We start from the raw sequence: 20295 nt of genomic DNA, 5'->3' as shown, positions 1-20295 counted from the left end.
CCTCGCGGTTTTGCAGCCCTTTGTACCATCCATTGTAGCACGTGTGTAGCCCAGGTCATAAGGGGCATGATGATTTGACGTCATCCCCACCTTCCTCCGGTTTGTCACCGGCAGTCACCTTAGAGTGCCCAACTAAATGCTGGCAACTAAGATCAAGGGTTGCGCTCGTTGCGGGACTTAACCCAACATCTCACGACACGAGCTGACGACAACCATGCACCACCTGTCACCTATGTCCCCGAAGGGAAAACCCTATCTCTAGGGTGGGCATAGGGATGTCAAGACCTGGTAAGGTTCTTCGCGTTGCTTCGAATTAAACCACATGCTCCACCGCTTGTGCGGGCCCCCGTCAATTCCTTTGAGTTTCAGTCTTGCGACCGTACTCCCCAGGCGGAGTGCTTAATGCGTTTGCTGCAGCACTGAAGGGCGGAAACCCTCCAACACTTAGCACTCATCGTTTACGGCGTGGACTACCAGGGTATCTAATCCTGTTCGCTCCCCACGCTTTCGCGCCTCAGCGTCAGTTACAGACCAGAGAGTCGCCTTCGCCACTGGTGTTCCTCCACATATCTACGCATTTCACCGCTACACGTGGAATTCCACTCTCCTCTTCTGCACTCAAGTCCTCCAGTTTCCAATGACCCTCCACGGTTGAGCCGTGGGCTTTCACATCAGACTTAAAGGACCGCCTGCGCGCGCTTTACGCCCAATAATTCCGGACAACGCTTGCCACCTACGTATTACCGCGGCTGCTGGCACGTAGTTAGCCGTGGCTTTCTCGTTAGGTACCGTCAAGGTACCGCCCTATTCGAACGGTACTTGTTCTTCCCTAACAACAGAGTTTTACGATCCGAAAACCTTCTTCACTCACGCGGCGTTGCTCCATCAGACTTTCGTCCATTGTGGAAGATTCCCTACTGCTGCCTCCCGTAGGAGTCTGGGCCGTGTCTCAGTCCCAGTGTGGCCGATCACCCTCTCAGGTCGGCTACGCATCGTCGCCTTGGTGAGCCATTACCTCACCAACTAGCTAATGCGCCGCGGGCCCATCTATAAGTGATAGCTAAAAGCCATCTTTCAATTTATCTTCAGGCAAAGATAAATGTTATCCGGTATTAGCTCCGGTTTCCCGAAGTTATCCCAGTCTCATAGGCAGGTTGCCCACGTGTTACTCACCCGTCCGCCGCTAACCACCGAAGTGGTTCGCTCGACTTGCATGTATTAGGCACGCCGCCAGCGTTCGTCCTGAGCCAGGATCAAACTCTCCGAAAAGAAGTTTGACTTGCTCAAATTTACATCTGGCAATTCTTTTTGCGACTTTAAAGTCGCTTGTTTTGTTTCTATAATAGAAACGTTTTAGCGCTTGGTTTTGTTTAGTTTTCAAAGAACTTTTTGTTTAACCACTCGTTTGAGCGACTTTATTAGAATAACATACAACACAGTGCGTGTCAATATGTTTTTAAATTTCTCATCACTACTGAACACAAGGCTCAGCAGCGACGTTTATTACTATAACATCATTTAATATTCTATGTCAACAATTCTTTCAAACAATCTCAAAAATATATCACGATAGTTTTTTATTACACTTCTTTATATAAATAGCGCACAATACCATCTTCACCTTCAGCTTGTTCGAGTAACCCTTTCTCTATCAGATAACCCAGTAACGCTTGCAACTCCGAACCGTATATACTTACTTCTCTCTTAGTTGACAATTCATTATAAGTCAGGCCACATAAGCTTTCTTTTATTATACTTAATACATGTTTAGATGAAGTTTTTGTTTGTGAATTAATCAAGTAATCTCCAGCTAAAAATAATAGCTCTAGCCTTTTATCTATTGTTTCACGACTCTCTGTTAATTCTCTATAGAGCTTATATACTTCCGGCTCTAATCTTTTAACTTGATTCCACACCGTAATCTCTGGATGAATACCTTGTTGCACAACTGACAATCGCCCTAAGTGGTGTAGCGCTTGTATAACATACTTATAGGAATCCAAATAATCAAATACTTCGAAGAAATACTTCCCTTCATTATAACAATGTATAAGCTTGGAAAACTCGAACCCCATTCTTATTTCTCTGTCATGGTCAGGGAATATTTGTAACCTATGTCGATACTGCTGCAGAAAAGAATTCTTTTCATACTCTATATTACCTGTTAAGATCCACTCAATAATCTCTTGTTTTTGTCCAGCCCATAACCATTCTTCAAGAGTTCTTTCACTAAAGATCGATATAGTAGAAAGGATATTATTATAAAGATAATTTTCAATCATAACATCATCTTTAATATTTGATTTCTTAATGATAAATAATTCTAACTTTCTTCTATTATTCTGCGAAAGGACCCCCAAAGTTTCTTCGTCACTGATGTGTTTTTCTAAAATTGATATTTTTTCACACAACATAACTTGCACCCACTATCGCAAATATTTTATTAGCATGTAATTCTATAGACAGAAGGTAAATTCCTTTTTAAAACAAAATTAATTTTATTATCACCATGAAATTAGGTATTCTCATAGTTATGATTTACTGTAGTCACCTCCTACATCTTTTATGGTAATATTACATTAGCGGGGGGATCATTATGTCTATTAAATACAGTAGTAAAATTAATAAAATCAGATCTTTTGCTCTGGCATTGATTTTTGTCGGGTTCATCGTAATGTATATCGGAATTTTCTTTCGGGGAAACCTTTGGATAATGACTTTAACGATGCTATTAGGTGTTTTATTTATGATAGCTAGCACCGTCGTTTATTTTTGGATAGGTATGTTATCAACTAAAACAATCCAAGTAGTATGCCCGTCGTGTGGAAAACAAACTAAAGTTTTAGGACGAGTCGATCTTTGTATGTTTTGTAACGAGGCTTTAACATTGGATAAATCATTAGAGGGTAAAGAGTTTGATGAATCTTATAACCGCAAGAAAAAGAGCTGATAGCATAAGCTGTCAGCTCTAATGTTTAGGATTCTTTTGACATTCGGGACATTGACCATAGATTTCCATTCTGTGATGACTTACCTTGAATCCTGTAACATGCGAAGCAAGGTGTTCAACCTCATTTAGACCCGGATAGTGAAAATCTACTATCTTTCCACATTCCTCACAGATTACATGATAATGCTCTGTCGTAACAAAATCAAAACGACTAGAAGCATCACCATAGGTTAATTCCTTCACTAGCCCCACTTCACGAAATACTCGTAGATTATTATATACCGTAGCTACGCTCATATTTGGAAATCTTCCCTCTAGTGCTTTATAAATATCATCTGCAGTTGGGTGTGTAACTGTTTGGATTAGATATTCCAAAATCGCATGACGTTGCGGGGTAATACGCACCCCTGTTCCCTTCAACGTTTCAAGCGCCTCTTTTAACTGATGCTGATCTGACACCGTCATGCACCTCACTTTAATATAAAGATTCTTTTTTTATAATATTTATAATTAGTTTACTAACTTCCTACTCATTTTGTCAATATTACTACCTGTCTAATATGAAATAATTGTATGTTTTTAGGAAAAAATTAATAACCATTAATATCCCTTATTGAGGTCAATTTTATTAATGAGTTCTGACTCTCCCTTTAACCACCGATCAAGATTCTCTTCAAAAATCTCCATACTCCTTGGTAAATATTTCTTAGTTATACTTGAAGTATGTGGTGTAATCGTTACATTCTCCATATCCCAAAAAGGATGGTCACTACTTAAAGGTTCTTTTTCGAATACATCTAGAACTGCATGTTTAATTAAGCTTTCCTGTAAAACCTCAATTAAAACGCTATCCTTAACAACATCACCACGCCCAATATTAATAAATACAGCATCCTGCTTCATCACTCCAAAATGCTTTTTATTGAGACAATACTTTGTTTCAGGAGTACTCGGTAAAACAGAAACAATATAATCTGCATTAGGCAGCACAACATTCAAGTCTTCCATAGCTACTATCGTATCCGCAACCGAATCTGCTTTGCCAGACGTATTAACACCAATGACTTTCATGTTGAAAGCTTTGGCTAACCGGGCTATTTCCTCTCCAATTGCCCCTATACCAATTACACATAATGTGGCTTCATTAAGTTCTGACATCCTCACAACTGTTCGGTCCCACACTTTATTATCTTGGTTTTTCATTAGCTTCGGAAACTCCTTGGCAACCTGCAACATCATTCCAATTGTATATTCAGCCATAGGCATTTTATGAATACCTTTAACATTAGTCACCACAATACCACGTTGAGCAATGTCTTTAAAAGGCATTTTATCCATTCCTGCACTCATTACCATAATCCACTTAAGTTGTTTAGCTTGATTTAATTTTTCAGTATTAATATCCTCACCAAAAGTAACGATTACATCAGCTATATGTAAGCTATTTTTTGCATTTTCGATATTGTTATGTACTATAAAATTAACCGTTGGGAACCTTTGCCTCAATTGTAGCAAAGTAAGTTCCGGGATTTTCAATGTGGTTACAATATTCATACGTTCCCACTCCTTTTTTTATTATTATAACAAATCATCATTTTTCACTATAAAAGATAAGTTTTGTCTCTGTAAAATTATTGATTTTTAAGGTTAGACCCAAACCGGCATAAAAAAATACAACCGCACATAGTCTGTACGGTTGTTATAATAAATTGAGGAGGTATGCCCTACTCTAGATTACGTATATGTATCATGAATTGTATAGACAAATAGCTTGTATTAATAAAATTAGGCAGTACTATTATACTTTACTGAACCATCCGCAAATAACGCTTTATTGCGACCTGTCCGTTTCGCTTCATAAAGTAGTTTGTCCACCCTGTCCAACATATCCTCTCCATCATCCATAGCTTGCTTTGTCACCACCCCAAAGCTCATCGTCACTCTGAATCGCTCATCATCACAAGTTTCATATAATCCTTTGTAAACCGATTCGATATATATTATCGGATCCGACTGTTTCGGAAGTAATACCGCAAATTCCTCTCCACCATATCGAAAAGCAACTCCTTTTTCCTCTTCGGCTTTCGCCGAGAGAACCGCAGCCACTCGACATAACACTTCGTCACCAGTTATATGACCATATTTATCATTAAATTCTTTAAAAAAATCTATATCTCCTAAAATCAAAGTAAAGGAATTTTTGTTTTTTAACTTAGTTTTCAATTGTTCTTGAAAAGACCGATGGTTCTGCAGACCTGTTAAGAAGTCTTGTAGCATTAAATCTCGATACACCAGTTTATCATGAAAGTGAGATCGTTCACGATATGCTAACAGAGCTCCAAACACACCGACTATTAATAGAAACATGCTATTTATAGCAAAATTAAACGAGTCTACAAGCACATTTCCTCCTTGAATGAACAAAATAACTGTATACCCCACTAAGGTCACTAAAACACTGAATATAGCACCATATAATTTCCAATATATTGTCGCGTGCATAACAAACAAAAAGCTTATGGGAAACAAAGGGCTATGCACCCCACCTGTTAGTAATAAAAGCCATATAAGGGCTATGTAGTCAAAAACAATCCCAGCCCTCATAATGAATTGAGCGAATTTCCTGCTTTTATTCATCTGCCAAATACCGATTTGTGAAACTGTCATATATAGAATACCTAACGTTAATAATACAGGAAATGGTTCTTTCTTCAATTCTATTTGGCTCGCAAGAGGTTCAATGTAAAAAAGGCTAGTTGCCATTAATAGAAAAAGCCAACGTAGTAACGAAAAAATAAACTCAGTTTTTGAATCAGTTATTATTTTAACATTGTTCATAGCTATTCAATCCTCAATTTTTACTTTACTTCTCTTCATTGCCATTCACTATTACTAGCTAAAGTCGCTCAACCCAACACTATACATAAATACAATTCTTTTATCATTATAATTTTACTATAAAGTTCCATATAGAAGGACAAGAAAAAGACGACACCCGAACTAGATGTCGTCATTTATTTATCGAAAAAAGTCGAATATTATATTTATTTGACGAAATCGACGGTAATACCGTTGTATACACATCGAAACTTGTCGAAAAAGGACGATATTTTTATGAGCGTTGTATATCTTGTAAAGTTTCCAACGCTTCCTCTACATGTCCTTTCACCTTAACTTTACGCCACTCTTTTACGATTTTACCTTCCGGGTCAATCAAAAACGTAGAGCGTTCAATGCCCATGTACTCTTTACCGAAGTTCTTTTTTAACTTCCATACATTAAATGCTTCTGCAGCTTGATTGTCTTCATCGGCTAATAAAATAAATGGTAAGTTATATTTCTCTATAAACTTCTCGTGACGCGCAACCGGATCAGGACTTACACCTACTATAATGGTATTTAAATTCGAGAAGTCTTCATGTTTATCACGAAAATCACACGCTTCCGTTGTACAGCCGGGCGTCATATCTTTCGGATAAAAATATAGTACAACATATTTTCCACGTAGCTCAGAAAGCGTCATTGTCTCTCCGTTATTTGCAGGCAGTGTGAAATCCGGTGCTACTTGTCCTACTATTTGAGTCATCTTATACCCTCTCCTTATTCTGATTATATAAGTACCATACATTAGACAGATCTATAACACAAATACTAGCTCTTCTGTTCAAATTCAACTACAGAACGCACCACAAAAGCAGCAGGGATTATATATCCAATCACAGCTTCAATAATAGCAACACCTCTACCAATTCCAACTGGTGTTATATCACCATATCCTACAGATAGTAACGTAATCGCACTAAAATATAAACTTGTATATAGTGTATGTTGAAACGGCCCAACAACCCGCGCACCTTGTTCTATCAGAACCGTATATCCTTTCAGTTCAAGTATTGCGTATATAAGACCAAAGCCTACCATCAAGGTTCCGTATAACACTAATAACTGAAGTAGCGTATCCAAAGATAAATATCGTTGATTTTCACTCGGAATCATAGCTATTTTTATACTAGTAAACAATCCAACCACTACAATAATTAGAAAAAGCAGTAACATGTATACACGTCCTTAAGCATGTCTTACTTAATTGTACGAGCAAGCTAAGGCAACTATGATTGACGTACTTAATTTAGTTTCCAGCACCACGGTAACGAACAACACCGCGATTCCATATGAAAACCGCTAAGCAAAAGAATATTATCCCCATAAATGGCGTAAGAGCTGAATAAACAAGCCATTCACTTTTTCCTAAAAAGTACGCAGACGGATACACGCCAACGAAAGCAAACGGTAAAATCCACGTCAGTATATAGCGTATTACCTTGTTATAGATATCCACAGGATATCTCCCATAATTCCCAATATTGTACATCATAGGCATAATCGAGGTGCGAGCATCTGCCCAAAAGCTAACTGAGGCAAGCATAATAAATATACTTGCATATATAAGTGCACCGCCTAAAACAAAGACAAGAAATACGAAAAAATCGTACCAAACAAACCCTAAGTCCAACTTACTACCAGCATAAAACATAATTACAATTCCCGTTATTCCACCAAATAATGACTCAAGTTCCATTCTTTCTAAAATAATTTGAAATAAGCTATGAATGGGTCTCGTCAAAATTCTGTCTAGCTCCCCCTTTACAATATACCGTTCATTGAAGTCCCATATATTAAAGAACGCACTAAAAACAGAAAAGGGAACTAAGAAGAATCCATAAATAAAAATAATTTCTTCACGAGTCCATCCATTTAAAAACTGCGTATGACCAAAAACCACTAATATAAAGACTAAGTTAACCGCTTGAAACATTATATCTGAGAAAAACTCTACAAATAAGTCCACACGATACTGTAATCTAGTTTTTAAATATTGTGCTACATATTGAAAGAAGATTGATATATAGGTCATATAGTTATCCCCCCTGAACAATGAGTTGTTTTTTTGCTTTTAGCCATAGCAATTGTATAGGTAAAAGTAGTATAACAGCCCACACCGCTTGAAGGATTAAAGCTTCCCATGCTTCTTGACCTGTAAATCCTTCTGTAAAAATCATACTAGGTATATAGCTAATCGCTTGAAAAGGAAAATACATCATAACTGTTTGTGCCCATTCAGGATAAAAGCTTATCGGTAATAATAATCCCGAAAACAAATCAATAACAAGCCGTTTTCCACGAATAAGTCCATCGTTATTAAATAAGAAAAAAGTCAGAATACCAGTAAAAAGATTAATTTGGATGTTTATTATAAAGCTAAGTAACACTGAAACAGCGAATAATAGCCACGTCTCTGGCTTTCCAGATAATGAGACAGGGAATAACAATGTAACAATAACCATACCTGGCATAGAAAATAACAGCAAGCGGAATAAGCCTTCTCCAAGTCCTTGCATTGTTTTCATGACCAAATAATTGTAAGGGCGAATAAATTCAACCGCCACTTTTCCCTCACGAATCTCAAGAGCCATTTCTCGGTCAATATTATTAAAGTAAAACGCACGAGCCATCCAAGCAACAGCAATGTATGTGGTCATCTGTGAAACAGACAAGCCTTGAATCGATTGCTTGTCCCCATATATAGCCGACCATAAGAAATAGTATGCACCAATATTGATCGCATATATGAGAATGCCTGTATAGTAATTTGTACGATACGCAAGCATCATTAAAAACCGAATACGAATCATTTCAAAATATTTAGCCATGTCTTACGCCTTCTTCATAAATATTACGCACAATCTCTTCTGTTGAAACTTCAAGTATTTTAATATCATTAATTTGATGATTAGTTACAACTCTCGCTAACAAGTCGCTCATGATTATTTCATCCTCAATATAAGCCATCCAAATATTTGGACGTTCTCCTTGCGACCAAACTACTTGTAAATTTGATGTATCTCTTTGTAATTGCATAATGGTCGTTTCCTGCTTCAATTCAAACTGTACTTGCTTTCCCTCACCCCAGCTAGAACGAAGCTTTTCTAGTGAGCCATCATATATAATCTGGCCATCATCAAGCATAATAACGCGTTCGCACAATGCCTCAATATCCGCTAAGTCATGCGTGGTTAGCAGTACCGTTGTTCCATATGTCTCATTTAGATGCTTCAGAAATTTACGTATCTTTAATTTCACTAATACATCAAGTCCAATTGTAGGCTCATCTAAAAATAGCAATGGTGGATTATGTATTAACGCTGCGGCTAACTCACAACGCATACGTTGCCCAAGAGATAGCTTACGAACAGGCTTATCTAGCAAGTCAGCAATATCAAGCGCTTCAATTACATGTCCCATATGGTTGTTATAGTCCTCATCAGAAACGTTATATACCTTCTTTAATAAACGGAATGATTCCTGAACCGCTATATCCCACCAAAGCTGTGACCTTTGACCAAACACAACTCCGATAGTACGCACAAACCTCTCTCGTTCTTTATGTGGATTCATGCCGTTTACTCTAACTGTACCTGATGTTGGTGTTAATATTCCTGTTAACATTTTTATAGTAGTTGATTTACCAGCCCCATTTTCCCCAATATAGCCGACCATCTCCCCTTTTCCTATTGAAAAAGAAATATCGTTAACAGCTGAAATAGTTTTATAATTTCTGTTAAATAAATCGCGAAAAGCCCCTGTTAATCCCGATCGACTCGAGTATGACTTAAAATCTCTTCGTAAATTTTCTACTTCTATTACCACGTTTTTTCCTCCTGTTATGTGACACTCATTTTAATAGTTTATAGAATCGCCCCATAGATGACAAATAATGCACTTCGTTTTCCTCCGAAATTAATTTCTGAATTTAATAACTTCCTATTATAGCAGCTAGCCTCTTTTTCCAACACTCTATTTAAGCTACAATACATATGCAAAGGAGTGTTATTAATGATAAAAACAAGATCAGAAGCAATTCATAAAGAAGCTTTACAACATATTGTAGGTGGAGTAAATAGTCCATCTCGCTCTTACAAAGCTGTTGGGGGCGGTGCACCCATCGTAATGGACCGAGCAAAGGGAGCATACTTCTGGGACGTCGATGGGAACAAATACATAGACTACTTAGCAGCATATGGACCAATCATAACCGGGCACGCTCATCCTCATATTACGGAAGCCATTCAAAAAGCAGCAGAAACTGGAATTTTATATGGCACACCTACCGCTCATGAAGTTACATTCGCAAAAATGATTAAGGAAGCAATTCCGTCATTGCACAAAGTTCGTTTTGTTAATTCCGGAACAGAAGCTGTCATGACAACGATTCGTGTTGCTCGCGCCTTTACAAAACGTGATAAAATCATTAAATTCGCTGGTTGCTATCACGGCCATTCTGACCTTGTATTAGTAGCTGCAGGATCAGGACCAGCAACACTTGGAACACCCGACTCTGCTGGTGTCCCAAAAAGTATAGCACAAGAGGTTATTACGGTTCCCTTCAATGATATTGAACCATTCCGAAAAGCACTTGAAAAATGGGGCGATGAAATTGCAGCTGTTTTAGTAGAACCAATTGTTGGGAATTTCGGTATTGTCGAACCAGAGCCTGGCTTTTTGCAACAAGTAAATGACCTTACTCATAAAGCAGGAGCCCTTGTCATTTATGATGAAGTTATTACAGCGTTCCGCTTTATGTATGGAGGTGCACAGAATTTATTAGGAATTGAACCTGATTTAACAGCACTTGGTAAAATTATCGGTGGCGGCTTACCAATAGGTGCTTATGGCGGTAAAAAAGAAATCATGGACGTTGTAGCACCACTTGGCCCAGCATATCAGGCTGGCACAATGGCCGGAAATCCAGCCTCCATTCAAGCTGGTATCGCCTGCCTAGAAGTCCTCAAGCAGCCAGGTGTATATGAGGAGTTAGATCGTTTGGGAGCTATACTTGAGGAGGGGATTGTTAAACAAGCTGCACACTTTCATATTCCTATAACAATTAACAGATTAAAAGGTGCATTAACTGTATACTTCACATCTGAAAAAATTAGAAATTACGAGCAGGCAGAAGCAACCGATGGAGAGTTATTCGCAAAGTTCTTTAATGCTATCATTGATGAAGGTATCATGCTCGCACCATCTAAATACGAAGCTTGGTTTATAACGACAGAACATACTGAACAAGACATCATCCAAACAATTGAGGCTGTTGGTAAAGCATTCGCTCATATTAGCAAAAATGCATAAATATTCATAAGTGTATATTTTTTGAAGGTGCGAATACTCGCACCTTCTTTATATAACATAAGAAAACGCTTACATTCGTGAATGCTAAAAAATGAATATATTATCAACTTTCTGAATACACCGTTGATTTTTTTTATGTATTATGATAAGATAGCATATACAATTCTGAAAATTTTGTTCTTTTCACTGGATATTAATTTCCTCAATCTTAGCCACGACTTAACAATCTATAGGTTCTTTTTTTTGCCTGGAATTTATCAAGTGTCGTAACAGACAAATACCTTGAACTTTACCCAAATTTACATAGGAGGTGAAGGCTACTCAAGCATAATTGCTTGTTAAGCCGAATGAATGAAAAAAAAGTGGACCCCAAGTCTTTTCCGAGATTACTATAACCACGAGCACGATGCATGTGGAATTGTTGCCGCAGTTGAAAAGCGTCGTATCCCTTCGAAAAAAAATATAGACAATGTCATTGATGCACTTGTAAAGATGAATCACCGTGCGGGCTTCATAAACGGCGAAGGTGATGGTGTTGGAATTCACATCGACATTCCAAAGGATGTATGGAAAGAAAAGCTTGTTGCAGCTAATTTAGATCCAGCATTAACTGAAAGAGATGATTTTATTGTTGGACATTTTTTCATTGATAAAAAAGTAGAATTTGAATCAGTAAGAAAGCGCGCTGTTGATATATTACAGGACGCGGGACTTCAAGTTATCTATGAAACAACAAAAGTGACAAACTCCGAAGCACTTGGACCGATTGCTTTACAACAGGACCCTGTATTCTGGCAAATGGCACTTTTGCCAGGCAACTCTAGTAAGCTAGCAAGCACTTTATTTACTGCTGTAATTGATATTGAGATGGATGAGAATATTCACGTTGCATCGTTAAGTAACTATACAGCCGTTTATAAAGTAATGGGTGCTGGTGATATTTTACCTAAATATTATCACGATTTAGCTAACCCTCTTATCGCATCAACTATGACACTTGGACACAATAGATACTCGACTAACACGTTATCAAACTTCTTTCGTGTACAACCGTTTAGTGTATTAGGTCATAACGGGGAAATTAACACTATTTCCAAGCTTCGTGATGAAGCAACGATGTTAGGTGTGCCTATTACAAATGGGGGTAGTGATTCGCAAGACTTAAATCGGACAATAGATACATTGATTTCACGTCATAATTTCACATTATTTGAAGCAGTAGACGTGTTATTCCCACCGATAGTAAATGAAATAAAAGCGTATCAAGATCATCTACAAGATTTATATGCGTATATTCGTGAAGCATGGGGCCATTTTGCCCAAGGTCCAGCTGGTATAATCTCACGCTATGCGGATGAAGCTGTTTTCAGTTTAGATTCCCTTGGTTTACGCCCTTTATGGAAGCTTGAAGCAACTGATAGGTTTATGTTCTCATCAGAGCCTGGTATTGTACCTTCAAGTGAATACATGTCCGAACCTAAACCGCTTGGTCCCGGTGAAAAAATCGGGCTTAAATGGGGGGAAGACGATCGTATTAAGATTTATGAATATGCTGAATTTCAGCAAGAGGTTTATAATCGTTTCTACGATAAATTAGCTTTCCGTAACTATCGTGAGCGGTTGCAGGGTCCAAAGCTTGAAGAGAAAATCCTGTCAACAGCACCTACAAAGGTCTCTACTGGACAATACTCTGCATTCGGTTGGGACCGAGAGCACATACAATTAATTGAGCAGATGGCTGAAAAAGGTGCTGAACCTATTCGTTCGCTTGGTCATGATGCACCACTTGCTGCCATTGATAGTGAAAGGAAAAATATCGCGGACTTTATTAAAGAAAGCGTTGCAGTTGTAACAAATCCTGCGATTGATAGAGATCGCGAAACAGAACATTTTTCAACAAGAACAGTTGTCGGAAAACGTCCTTCTTTATTTGTAAAGCAACAGCCAGATCATGTAATTGAATTATCATCTCCTCTTTTAGTAGAAGGCCAGCTTGGTAACGAATTACAAATGCAGAATGGGCATCCATCTTATGATCAAATCGTTCATTCATTTGCCAGTAAACAACTAAGCTATGATATTCATGCTACTTTCAGCGAGAACGAAAGCTTGGTAGACGCGTTAGAACGACTTGCTAATGAGGCAGTGTCTGCTATTACAAAAGGAAAAACATTGCTCACCATTACTGATGAACGTTCACATAGTGAAGATAACTTATGGATTGACCCATTATTAATTTTGTCCAAAATTGACCAAACACTAGTAGAAAAGCAGTTAAGACGTAACTGTTCCTTGTTGTTACGTTCTGGTGCCATCCGTTCATTACATGACATTATATTAGCATACGGGCTAGGTGCAAATGTAATCAGTCCATATATTTTATTTGCGACTGTTGCTGAAGAGTCACTTACTCCAACAGTAAATGTATTCGAAGCGTTGAATAAAGGGTTGGAGAAAGTAATCTCTACTATTGGAATCCATGAACTTAGAGGATATAGCCGTTTATTTTCAAGTATCGGTTTAAATGAAGAAGTTGCTGATGTTTTAAAGATAGTTAACTTCTTAGGATCAAAAGAGTTAAAATATAATTTTGTATCAATGAAAGAAGATGCTATTGCACGTAAAAACGACTTTACTAACGAAAAAGCTCGTGCGCGTAAAACGTTCCACGTTTTTCCGCGAATTTGGAAAGCCATCGGTGAGGTCGCAAAGACAGGTTCTTATGATAGCTACAGAGAGAAGCTAACAGAAATTGAAACAGCATCACCAACCACAATTCGTCACTTAACTGAACTGAAGGCAGCCTCAAAATCTGTTGATTCAAACAGAGTAAATGTTGGGGTTGGCGATCATGATTTACCGTTTGTTATTTCATCTATGTCGTTTGGATCTCAGAATGAAATCGCCTTCCGAGCATACGCGGAAGCTGCTGATCGTTTAAATATGGTTAGCTTAAATGGTGAAGGCGGCGAAATTAAGGATATGCTAGGTAAATATCCGCGTACACGCGGTCAACAGGTGGCCTCTGGTCGCTTTGGGGTGAACGCAGAGCTATTAAATTCATCTAACCTTTTAGAAATTAAAATTGGCCAAGGCGCAAAGCCTGGTGAAGGTGGACACTTACCTGGTTCTAAGGTTACCGCTAAAATTGCAGAAGCTCGTAACGCAACAATTGGATCTGACCTTATCTCTCCATCGAATAACCATGATATTTATTCAATTGAAGATCTTGCACAAATGATTACTGAGTTGAAAACAGCGAACGATAAGGCAAAGGTTATCGTAAAGGTTCCTGTTGTACCAAACATCGGAACAATTGCTGTTGGTATCGCTAAAGCTGGCGCTGACATGATTACATTAAGTGGCTTCGATGGTGGAACTGGTGCTGCCCGTACACATGCCATTCAAAATGTTGGTTTGCCGGTTGAAATTGGTGTAAAAGCAGCTCACAATGCACTTCTTGAAGCGGGATTACGCCATAAGGTTGAAATTTGGGCTGACGGTGGATTAAAGAGCGCAAAGGATGTTATAAAAGTTATGCTTCTAGGGGCGAACCGTGTAGGGTTCGGTACACTATCAATGATCGCCATTGGTTGTACAACATGCCGTGGTTGCCATCTAGATACATGTCACGTTGGAATTGCAACACAAATTGACAGTGTGGCACAAGCAGAGGCACACGGATTAAGACGTTTTGTTCCAAGACAATTTGAAGCAGCTGTACAAGGATTAATGAACCTTTTCGGTGCATTTGGAAATGAGCTACAACAATTAACTGCATCATTAGGGTTCTCGAGTCTTCAAGAAATTGTAGGACGTTCAGATTTACTAGAACAAAACCGTGGTCATGATGAGCTTGATTTATCAGATATGCTACAAACACTAGATGCGAATGTTGAACAATTAGTTCATTCGGAAGCTGCTGCAGGACTTGAAAGCGAATTAGCCGTTGCAGCTGGTGCCGAGTATTTAGATTATAACGTTGCTGACCTTCAGCATTCTCGTGAGTACGCAAGTGTAACTGCCGAGCAACGTATTTTAGCAAGTCGCGTCGCATGTCATCGTGTACGTGATCGTTTAGATGGATCTTATAAAGAAATGCCAGCTCTTAAGCTTTCTTATAAAACAGGATCTATACCTGGAAATGGCTTAGCAGCATATAACGCTTCCGGCATTGACGTATCTGTTCACGGTGGAGCACAAGATGGTGTTGGAAAAACAGCATTTGGAGGCAGTGTTGTCATCCTTAAAGACAGAGGAAAAGAGGGTAAATTCTACAACGGCTCTGTTGGAAAGGGCTTTGGATATGGAGCTCAGCATGGATTATTGATCGCTCAAGGAAACGCAGATGCACGTGCAGGTATTCGCCTATCTGGTGCTGATATGATAATTGGTGGTCGCATACAGCAACCAATTCGTGATTATGAGCATGGCAATATTGGCGTACACGCTAATATAAAAGGATTCGCCTTTGAATATATGACTAATGGACGAGGACTTGTCCTTGGTGATCCAGGTCCATGGATCTGCGCAGGTATGACAGGTGGAGTCGTATACTTACGTCATCAACCTGAAATGGGCTTAACAAGAACAGCACTTGACCGCCGTATCGCTAAAGGAGCAAAGGTTTCTATAGTAGGGCTAACAGAACAAGGTCTGAAGGATGTAACCGAGCTACTCACAAAATATAAGCAAGCACTTATGACAACAGACCAGCATGAAGAAGTACAAGAGATTGAACGTCTGTTAGCTGACCCTGGTGCTCATTTCTATCAAGTAGTACCAACAAAAGAACAAGCAGATCCATCTGTTTCTACGGAGTAATGATGCACTTACAGCCTGAGGTAGTATACCTCAGGCTTTTTTTGTCATACTGCTATTTCATTTGACTTAAGCAAGTCAGAATTATTTGACGCTCATGGCGCATTAATGCAATGCTAGGTAAAAAAGAACAACCGAATTACATGTTATTTAATTAAAATTAAACCCATTATTAAGATAAAATATGGTCTTTCGTGAACATTTTGTTAAAGAATATTTTGGAGAGATAAATTTTTACATTTTTATCTTGCTAAACAAGTCAAAAACAAGTATCATACATAAATGTTTAATTTGCTTTGAAAGGAACTATTACATGAAGGTCGGAGCCCGAATATTAAAGACAGGCATCGCAATTACGATGTCTTTATACTTGGCAACCTTGTTACAGCTTCCAACTCCTGTTTTTGCTGGTATCGCAGCCATTTTTGCCATTCAACCATCTATTTATAGATCATATTTATCTGTCATTGAACAAGTTCAAGCAAATGTAATCGGCGCTTTTTTTGCTATAATGTTTGTTTTGTTATTTGGTAACGACCCCTTTGTAATCGGACTAACAGCTATTATAGTAATCGCAATTAATATACGATTAAAAACAGAAAGTACAATAGCTGTTGCTGTTGTAACTGTAGTAGCGATTATGCAAAGTCCGGGGGATCATTTTATCCAATTTGCACTTGTTCGTTTTTCAACTGTTATGTTAGGGGTTTTTTCTGCATTCGCGGTTAACCTTATATTCATTCCTCCAAAATATGAGCATAAGCTATATAACCGTATTGTGGAATTAACTGAAGAAATATTTAAGTGGATTCGAATAACTACTAGAAACGCGGCAGCGCACGGTCAATTGCGGTTAGATATTGATCATATGAAAGAACGACGCATGAAACTTGATCAGCTTTATCTTTTATATAAAGAGGAGCGTAGCTATTTTAAGAAACATACATTTGCTAAGTCGCGTAAATTAGTTTTATTTCGACAAAAGATTGTTACGTTGAATCGCTTGCTTGATTTGTTAAAAATACTTCATCGCATGGAGCATGAATTTCATCAAACTCCGCTTGAGTTTCAACAGCTTGTAACAACTGAATTAGACTGTCTTATGACTTGTCATGAACAAGCATTGCTAAAATTTGCGGGGAAAATTAAAACAAACAGTTCTTTTGACAATGACCCACTGCTTTTATGTGGCACCAATATCGTAGAGCAGTTTCTTGCAATACGAGAACAGGCGGATGATTCTGGTCTTAAACATTATGATCACCTCTTCCCGCTAATAGGCTGGATCATAGACTATCGTGAGCAAATCATTCATCTTAACCGTCTTATAGACAGTTTCCAAAATTATCATACGAATGATGAGCTAGATATTTAAAGCAGGTTATGGATTTTACGCATAAACCTGGGATTTTGTCCATAAAGCTTAGAATTTTACGCATAAAACTATGGATTTCACGCATAAACTATAGATTTTCGCGCATAAACCCGGGAAATTCACGCATAAATCCGTGAAATTCACGCATAAATCCCAGATTCCCGCGCATAAACCCGGGAAATTCACGCATAAATCCCAGATTTTCGCGCATAGACCCGGGAGTTCCGCGCATAACTCTGGAAATTCTACGCATCGTGTTCAGGTAGGTACTCTTAAAATGTCGTTACAGCTAAATCTACACTTAATTTTGGAGATACACATGCTAAAAGTGCGAGCCAATAAATAAAGTCTGCCGTTTTAATAATAACAAAAGTAGTTATTAACATAATGGCAATAAAAAAACGCTACGGAATTCCGTAGCGTTTTTTTTGTGTATTGTGATGTTATTTATTTAGATAAAAACATATAAACAACTTTTGCTGCTTGCGAGCGTTTTGCTCCATCATTCGGTCCAAAAGAACCGTTGTCATAGCCTGTCATGAAGCCAAGTTCTGCTGCTTCATTAACATATGCACTAAACTCATCAGCGATTGCACCACTATCTTTGTAAGTTGCTGTTGTAGTAGCATTATACTCTGCACCAAGCTTCACTTCATATGCACGCATAACCATAGCTGCCATTTGTTGGCGTGTAATAGTGTTGCTTGCACCGAATTCAGCTGGAGTTAATGTTGTAATACCGTTATTATAAGCAATTTCAATCTCTTTTTGAATATCTCCTGAGCCATCACTTAAGCCTAAAGCACGTACGATCATCGCAACAAATTGCCCTCTAGTAACTGTGCTTTCAGGATCAAATGTTTGTGGATCTTTCCCATGAACGATGCCTTTTTTAGCTAAAGATGAGATATAATCACTTGCCCAATAACCTGCTGGTACATCTGCGAAGCTTACTTTCGGACTTAGGTCAATTGTAAAGAAGCCAAAGCCTTTTTCGTCTGTAACACCTGTATAAGTCATATCATCTGTCATGATAGCTTCAGCAGCTGGATTTGAATGGAATACTACATTTACATCACCAGCAATTGGTGTGAATGACCAGTTATTATTAACTGATGCATCTACCACTCCGTTTTCTTTTACATAAGCCATAACAGCATCACGGTTTGAATCAGGAGCTTTTAAAATTGTGTTTGCTCCACCTGGATTCATTAATTTACCAGTTCCCGCACGGTAGTCATTTGCTGCAACGATAAATTCCATATCAGCTGTTACAGGTTGGCCGTTGTACATTAAGTTTTTAATACGATTAGCGTCTGGGTTAATTACGTTTTGACCTTTATCGTATTTAGCTGGTTGTGTTACATCAATTTCATACGTTACGCCATCAATAACATCAAAGTTATATGTTGGGAAATCTGTATTCACAAGCTTTTGCTCTTCTGTGCTGTTTGGATCGATTTGGTTAAATTGACCTGCTGACCATTCTAACCACTCTTGTACTACATCGCCTGTTATTTTAAGTGCTGTTACTACGTTGTTGTCATAGTAATATAAGTCAGCCACGTTTTTAATTGCAATTGTACCTGATGGCACATTTGTATAGTTGTCAACACCACTACGTCCTGCTTTAAATGGTGCAGCAGCTGAAAGGATCGGAAGTCCTTCGTACTCTGTACCTTTTAGCGCCTTCTCAACGTACGCAGTTTGCGCGCGGTTTACAATTTCCATTGATGCATTATCTTTCACTAGAGCAAAGTACGTGTTCAAATCACCCTTTAATTCACCTACAGGGCTTCCCATATATTCAATAGTTGCTTCATGCTCTGCTACTACATCAGCTTCAATATCAGCGTCTAAAGTAGCATCCTTAGTTGAACGTAAAGAAGCTTGTCCTTCTGTTACATCCCATTTACCATCAACTTTTTCAATTGTTAAGTCGATTAAACCAAGGTCACTTCCCCAAGAGCTTGGCATTGCCACTGGCACGCCATTGATAGTACCTGTCGCATTATCAATACCATTACCGTCTTGGAAAGATGGTTTTTCTACGTTAGGAAATGATCTGTGCTGGTGTCCCGTTAAAATAGCATCAACGTCTTCAACTTGGCTTAAATAGTATCCAGCATTCTCCATCATTTCAGCATAAGGCTTTAAGTTACCGTTCTCATCATAATCAGCAATACCAGAGTGTGCTAGAACCACTACTACATCTGCGCCAGCAGCCTTCATTTCTGGTACAACTTTTTCAGCTGATTTTACAATATCTTCAACAACAAGCTTGCCGTTTAAATGTTTTTCATCCCAGTTCATAATATCAGGTGGAACAAAACCTGTTACACCGATTTTAATTGTATGTGTTTCACCATCTGTATCAACAACTTCTTTTTCAACAATCTCAAATGGTGTGAAATAGTTTTCACCATTTGTATCGTATACATTTGCATTTACGTAAGGGAATTCTGCACCTTCAAGAGCTGCATTTAAAAAATCTAATCCGTAGTTAAATTCATGATTTCCAACTGTAGCAAAATCATAATCAAGTAGATTCATAGCACGAATGATAGGATGTACATAGCCCTCTTGCTCCATTAGGTCTTTGTTTACAACATAATCTCCTACTGGGCTACCTTGAATCGTATCACCATTATCAACAAGAATACTGTTAGCAACTTCATCGCGAGCTTCTTGAATCACAGTTGCCGCTTTTGCAATACCATAGTTTTTCCCAGTACTATTTTGATAGTAATCATAGTTCATAACGTTTGAGTGAAGATCACTCGTTTCAACAATACGAAACTTAACGATATCCTGGTCCATCACTTCAGCATACGTAATAGCAGGTGAAGCCTGTGGAATAATTAGTCCTAGTGCTAATGCTGCGCTTGCTATTGTCTTTTTACTACGAAACTTTTTCAAATGAATATCCCCCTCAAGTAATTGAAAATATTTTCAA

At 38.3% G+C, this 20295-nt stretch carries 14 protein-coding genes and 1 rRNA gene (1 of these 15 running past the window's edge); 4 read left to right on the top strand and 11 right to left on the bottom strand.

Features of this window, described 5'->3' with window-relative positions:
- Positions 1–1269, bottom strand: a 16S ribosomal RNA gene (locus tag EJF36_RS04345) (it extends 271 nt beyond the left edge of the window).
- 311 nt (positions 1270–1580) lie between these two features.
- The gene (locus EJF36_RS04340; protein ID WP_125905168.1) at positions 1581–2414 is read right to left on the bottom strand and encodes a nucleotidyltransferase-like protein; all 834 of its coding nucleotides are present in this window, start codon (positions 2412–2414) and stop codon (positions 1581–1583) included.
- Positions 2415–2596: 182 nt separating this feature from the next.
- Here EJF36_RS04340 and EJF36_RS04335 point away from each other — a divergent pair, with 182 nt between their 5' ends.
- Positions 2597–2950 carry a YgzB family protein gene (locus EJF36_RS04335; protein ID WP_125905167.1) on the top strand — a complete coding sequence of 118 codons (354 nt, stop codon included), beginning with the start codon at positions 2597–2599 and terminating at the stop codon, positions 2948–2950.
- An 18-nt stretch (positions 2951–2968) separates the two neighbouring features.
- Here EJF36_RS04335 and perR read toward each other — a convergent pair whose 3' ends face one another.
- The 8 genes from perR to EJF36_RS04295 form a co-directional block, all read right to left on the bottom strand.
- A complete protein-coding gene (perR, locus tag EJF36_RS04330) occupies positions 2969–3415 on the bottom strand; it encodes a peroxide-responsive transcriptional repressor PerR (RefSeq protein ID WP_125905166.1) in 447 nt (148 codons plus the stop codon).
- 135 nt (positions 3416–3550) lie between these two features.
- Positions 3551–4504, bottom strand: coding sequence for a D-2-hydroxyacid dehydrogenase (locus EJF36_RS04325; protein ID WP_125905165.1), 954 nt, complete (start codon positions 4502–4504; stop codon positions 3551–3553).
- A 231-nt stretch (positions 4505–4735) separates the two neighbouring features.
- Positions 4736–5788 carry a GGDEF domain-containing protein gene (locus EJF36_RS04320; RefSeq protein WP_125905164.1) on the bottom strand — a complete coding sequence of 351 codons (1053 nt, stop codon included), beginning with the start codon at positions 5786–5788 and terminating at the stop codon, positions 4736–4738.
- A 274-nt stretch (positions 5789–6062) separates the two neighbouring features.
- Positions 6063–6536 carry a thioredoxin-dependent thiol peroxidase gene (gene bcp, locus EJF36_RS04315; protein WP_125905163.1) on the bottom strand — a complete coding sequence of 158 codons (474 nt, stop codon included), beginning with the start codon at positions 6534–6536 and terminating at the stop codon, positions 6063–6065.
- Between the two features lie 65 nt (positions 6537–6601).
- Positions 6602–7006, bottom strand: a complete 405-nt coding sequence (locus EJF36_RS04310; RefSeq protein WP_125905162.1) for a potassium channel family protein — start codon at positions 7004–7006, stop codon at positions 6602–6604.
- A 73-nt stretch (positions 7007–7079) separates the two neighbouring features.
- The gene (locus EJF36_RS04305; protein ID WP_125905161.1) at positions 7080–7865 is read right to left on the bottom strand and encodes an ABC transporter permease; all 786 of its coding nucleotides are present in this window, start codon (positions 7863–7865) and stop codon (positions 7080–7082) included.
- 4 nt (positions 7866–7869) lie between these two features.
- The gene (locus EJF36_RS04300; protein WP_125905160.1) at positions 7870–8661 is read right to left on the bottom strand and encodes an ABC transporter permease; all 792 of its coding nucleotides are present in this window, start codon (positions 8659–8661) and stop codon (positions 7870–7872) included.
- Positions 8654–9658, bottom strand: coding sequence for an ABC transporter ATP-binding protein (locus tag EJF36_RS04295; protein WP_260471825.1), 1005 nt, complete (start codon positions 9656–9658; stop codon positions 8654–8656). Before EJF36_RS04295 ends, EJF36_RS04300 begins: the two co-directional genes overlap by 8 nt.
- A 186-nt stretch (positions 9659–9844) precedes the next feature.
- On the opposite strand from EJF36_RS04295, the gene EJF36_RS04290 reads away from it, so the two are divergent.
- The 3 genes from EJF36_RS04290 (at position 9845) to EJF36_RS04280 (ending at position 17339) form a co-directional block, all read left to right on the top strand.
- The gene (locus EJF36_RS04290; RefSeq protein WP_125905158.1) at positions 9845–11143 is read left to right on the top strand and encodes a glutamate-1-semialdehyde 2,1-aminomutase; all 1299 of its coding nucleotides are present in this window, start codon (positions 9845–9847) and stop codon (positions 11141–11143) included.
- A gap of 351 nt (positions 11144–11494) precedes the next feature.
- Positions 11495–15967 (top strand): glutamate synthase-related protein, encoded by a 4473-nt coding sequence (locus tag EJF36_RS04285; protein WP_125905157.1) that lies wholly within the window; start codon positions 11495–11497, stop codon positions 15965–15967.
- A 310-nt stretch (positions 15968–16277) separates the two neighbouring features.
- Positions 16278–17339, top strand: coding sequence for an FUSC family protein (locus EJF36_RS04280; RefSeq protein WP_125905156.1), 1062 nt, complete (start codon positions 16278–16280; stop codon positions 17337–17339).
- Between the two features lie 447 nt (positions 17340–17786).
- On the opposite strand, the gene EJF36_RS04275 is transcribed toward EJF36_RS04280, so the two are convergent.
- On the bottom strand, positions 17787–20258 hold the full coding sequence (locus tag EJF36_RS04275) for a bifunctional 2',3'-cyclic-nucleotide 2'-phosphodiesterase/3'-nucleotidase (protein ID WP_125905155.1): 2472 nt from the start codon (positions 20256–20258) through the stop codon (positions 17787–17789).
- Positions 20259–20295 lie beyond the last annotated feature (37 nt).

Source organism: Bacillus sp. HMF5848, assembly GCF_003944835.1.
Classification (GTDB): domain Bacteria; phylum Bacillota; class Bacilli; order Bacillales; family HMF5848; genus HMF5848.
The sequence above is the reverse complement of the archived record's forward strand: the minus strand, read 5'-3'. Positions and strand labels throughout refer to the sequence as shown.

Bases quoted from the DNA above. Each gene is read 5' to 3' on its own strand.
- EJF36_RS04340 (WP_125905168.1), bottom strand. From the start codon at position 2,414: ATGTTGTGTGAAAAAATATCAATTTTAGAAAAACACATCAGTGACGAA.
- EJF36_RS04335 (WP_125905167.1), top strand. From the start codon at position 2,597: ATGTCTATTAAATACAGTAGTAAAATTAATAAAATCAGATCTTTTGCT.
- perR (WP_125905166.1), bottom strand. From the start codon at position 3,415: ATGACGGTGTCAGATCAGCATCAGTTAAAAGAGGCGCTTGAAACGTTG.
- EJF36_RS04325 (WP_125905165.1), bottom strand. From the start codon at position 4,504: ATGAATATTGTAACCACATTGAAAATCCCGGAACTTACTTTGCTACAA.
- EJF36_RS04320 (WP_125905164.1), bottom strand. From the start codon at position 5,788: ATGAACAATGTTAAAATAATAACTGATTCAAAAACTGAGTTTATTTTT.
- bcp (WP_125905163.1), bottom strand. From the start codon at position 6,536: ATGACTCAAATAGTAGGACAAGTAGCACCGGATTTCACACTGCCTGCA.
- EJF36_RS04310 (WP_125905162.1), bottom strand. From the start codon at position 7,006: ATGTTACTGCTTTTTCTAATTATTGTAGTGGTTGGATTGTTTACTAGT.
- EJF36_RS04305 (WP_125905161.1), bottom strand. From the start codon at position 7,865: ATGACCTATATATCAATCTTCTTTCAATATGTAGCACAATATTTAAAA.
- EJF36_RS04300 (WP_125905160.1), bottom strand. From the start codon at position 8,661: ATGGCTAAATATTTTGAAATGATTCGTATTCGGTTTTTAATGATGCTT.
- EJF36_RS04290 (WP_125905158.1), top strand. From the start codon at position 9,845: ATGATAAAAACAAGATCAGAAGCAATTCATAAAGAAGCTTTACAACAT.
- EJF36_RS04285 (WP_125905157.1), top strand. From the start codon at position 11,495: ATGAAAAAAAAGTGGACCCCAAGTCTTTTCCGAGATTACTATAACCAC.
- EJF36_RS04280 (WP_125905156.1), top strand. From the start codon at position 16,278: ATGAAGGTCGGAGCCCGAATATTAAAGACAGGCATCGCAATTACGATG.